This is a genomic window from Nonomuraea sp. NPDC049709, assembly GCF_040674815.1.
In the GTDB taxonomy this organism is placed as follows: domain Bacteria; phylum Actinomycetota; class Actinomycetes; order Streptosporangiales; family Streptosporangiaceae; genus Nonomuraea.
This window is the reverse complement of sequence record NZ_JBFANM010000190.1, coordinates 1-2,623: the sequence shown is the minus strand read 5'-3', so window position 1 is coordinate 2,623 and position 2,623 is coordinate 1. Positions and strand designations below refer to the sequence as shown.

General features: G+C 64.4%; 1 pseudogene. It reads right to left on the bottom strand.

Annotated features, from left to right (window positions below):
• Positions 1-119 precede the first annotated feature (119 nt).
• Positions 120-1,211: pseudogene (locus AB0J69_RS61555) on the bottom strand (aminotransferase class I/II-fold pyridoxal phosphate-dependent enzyme).
• Between the last annotated feature and the right edge of the window lie 1,412 nt (positions 1,212-2,623).

The following is a 2,623-nucleotide window of genomic DNA, read 5'->3' as shown; positions in this document are numbered from 1 at the left end:
CTTCGACGGCTTCTCCCGATAGGCCCGAAACGTCACCTTTGGCGTCCCGAACATCCCCAAATCGCCCGAATTATTTCTCTGAGATCACCTCACTGCCGCGCACACCTTGGCCAGCACTGCTAGATAGCCCTCGACCAGGGCCTGGTCGCCGGGATATCCCCACAACGGGATTTCAGGAATGCCTGGTGAAACGCGCGAACACCCGGTAGGTCGACGCGGGTGGCCGGTTGCGGCTGCCAGGGGGCGAAGGGATCGTGGCGGGCGAAGAGCGGTTCGGCGCTGATGTCGCGGGTGGAGTCGGGCACGTCCACGTCAATGGCGCCTTCGGCCACGCACAGGTCGACGAACTCCTTGCGGGTGACGGTCGCGTTGTCGGGCAGGAAGCGCAGTCCGGCGACGTACAGGCCGTGCTCGCCCTGACCGGCGGGCACGATCACGGGCTTGAGCACCGGGTTGCCGTCCAGCGCCTTGAGGATGATGTCGAGGTTGGCGCGCCGCCGCGTCTCGATGATGTGGGCGTGCCGGAGCTGATGGACGCCGATCGCGGCCGCGAGCGTCGTCATGCGGTGCTTGAGTCCCATGCCGGTGAACGCGAACGGGTAGTACTCGGCTCCGGGCCTGATCTCGGCCTGGCAGCGCTTGTTGTAGTGCCCGTACAGCAGCGCCAGATCGCGGAAACGTTCGTTGCGGGTGACGAGCATGCCGCCCTCACCCGTGGTGATCGCTTTTTTGTTGGTGGAGTAGACGGCCATGTCGCCGAAGGTGCCGACGTGCTGGTGCCGCCAGGAGGCGAAGTGGGCGTGGGAGCAATCCTCCAGCAGGAGCAGCCCGCGCTCGGCGCACAGCGCTGCGATGTCGTCCATCGGGCACGGGTTGCCCTACATGTGGGTGACGATCACTGCTTTGACGTGGGGTTGCAGCCGCTGCGCGATCGTGCGGGCGGTGAGGTTGCCGTAGTCGTCGGCGTCGGCGTCGGCGAACTGCACCTCGACGCCGTCGAAGGCGAACGGGGAGGCGGTGGCGAAGAAGGTGTAGGCCGGGGCGATGATGCCGTCGGCGGGCTGCAGCCCGCCGATTCGGCTCATGGCGTGAATCGCCGCGGTGCCCGAGGCGAAAGAGACGGCGAACGGCATGCCGGTGAAGGCCGCGAGGGCGCGTTCGTATTCGCCGATCACTCCGGAGGCGTCACGGTCCGACAGCGACCGGTGCATTTGCTCGAGCACGGCGCGTTCGAGGCCGTCGTCGAGGTGAGGCCAGCGGTAGTGAGGGGTCGGCAGGTCCAGGACGGGGGTGCCGCCGTGGGCTGCGAGCTGCGCTGTCATGGTCGAACCTCCGCAGGGGCGGCGAGGCCTGTGCGCACGGCGGCGATGAGCGCAGCCAGGCGTGCGGCGGTGTCCTCGGCAGTGGCATGGGGATCGAGGGGGACGGTCGCCCAGGCGTGACGGGTGCGTAGGCGTGCAGATGCGCCAGGCCGGCGCGCTGGTAGTCGACGAACGTCGATCGGTTCAGCTCGGCGTATCCGGCGTGCATGCCGAGCTCGGCCGGGCGAAAGCCGCGGCCGCGGTCGAAGAGAGCCGCCGGGTCGGCCGACAACAACACCACGGCATCCGGCGCCCGAACGCGGGTGAAAATCACATCCAGCTCCTGCTGCTGGTAGCCCTTGCAGCAGGAGCTTGGAGCAGAACTTATACAGCCAGCCGTCAACGATCACGTCGTGCCGGGGCTGGAGCAGCGGCTCCACCACGGTAGAGCTCACGGAAGGCGCTCATCTGCATCCGCCACCTACGGCGCACAGTCACAAACCGGTGGAGAACTTTCATCCACGTTGACTCCCGTGCGTGGAGCTTGGCCCTCAATGGGTTTGGGGGCCTGAGGTATTGGCGTCCGGTGGCTGCAATGAACGGTCGGTTCATACCCAAGGCGCGCCGCTGGCCATCTAGGGCGTGCCGGGGCCAGATAAATTCGCTAGATCTAAAAATGCTAAATGAGTTCCTCGATTCGGACGGTGACGAGCCCTGTTACACCGACAGTAGTGACGACGGCGTTCCGGTGGGTGGTGTTCTCGCACGGCGCTGGGGCCGAACTCGTGATGTTCGGCCCCAGCGAGGGCCTTCGGACGCTCGGCTACCGGGTCGTCACCTGGGATCTGCGCGGCCACGCGGTCTCTCGTGTCCGGCGATCTGTTGGCAAGCTCTTCGGGTGCGTGGAGTACCATTGCACGCCTTAACTAACGTGACCAGTGCTAGTTTTGGGGGCTAGGATATTCGAGGACGATGAAGAGATCTCCATGATCATAATTGTCGGTGCTGAGACGAAACTGCACCGTGACTACAATCCCGCGACTGGGGAATATGGTAGGCAGATCGCTGCTGACATGCTCGAGCGCTGCATGCGGGAGGCAGCTTGCCGAACTTGCCAGCAGAAAATTACTGTAAATCCTTGAATCGGCTTGACCGATTTCTGGGCAGCGATACAGTACCGCACGGACCCTTACCACATTGGAGTGCCAGCATGGCTAAGCAGATCATTGAGGTGATCTCAGAGAAATAATTCGGGCGATTTGGGGATGTTCGGGACGCCAAAGGTGACGTTTCGGGCCTATCGGGAGAAGCCGTCGAAGGCC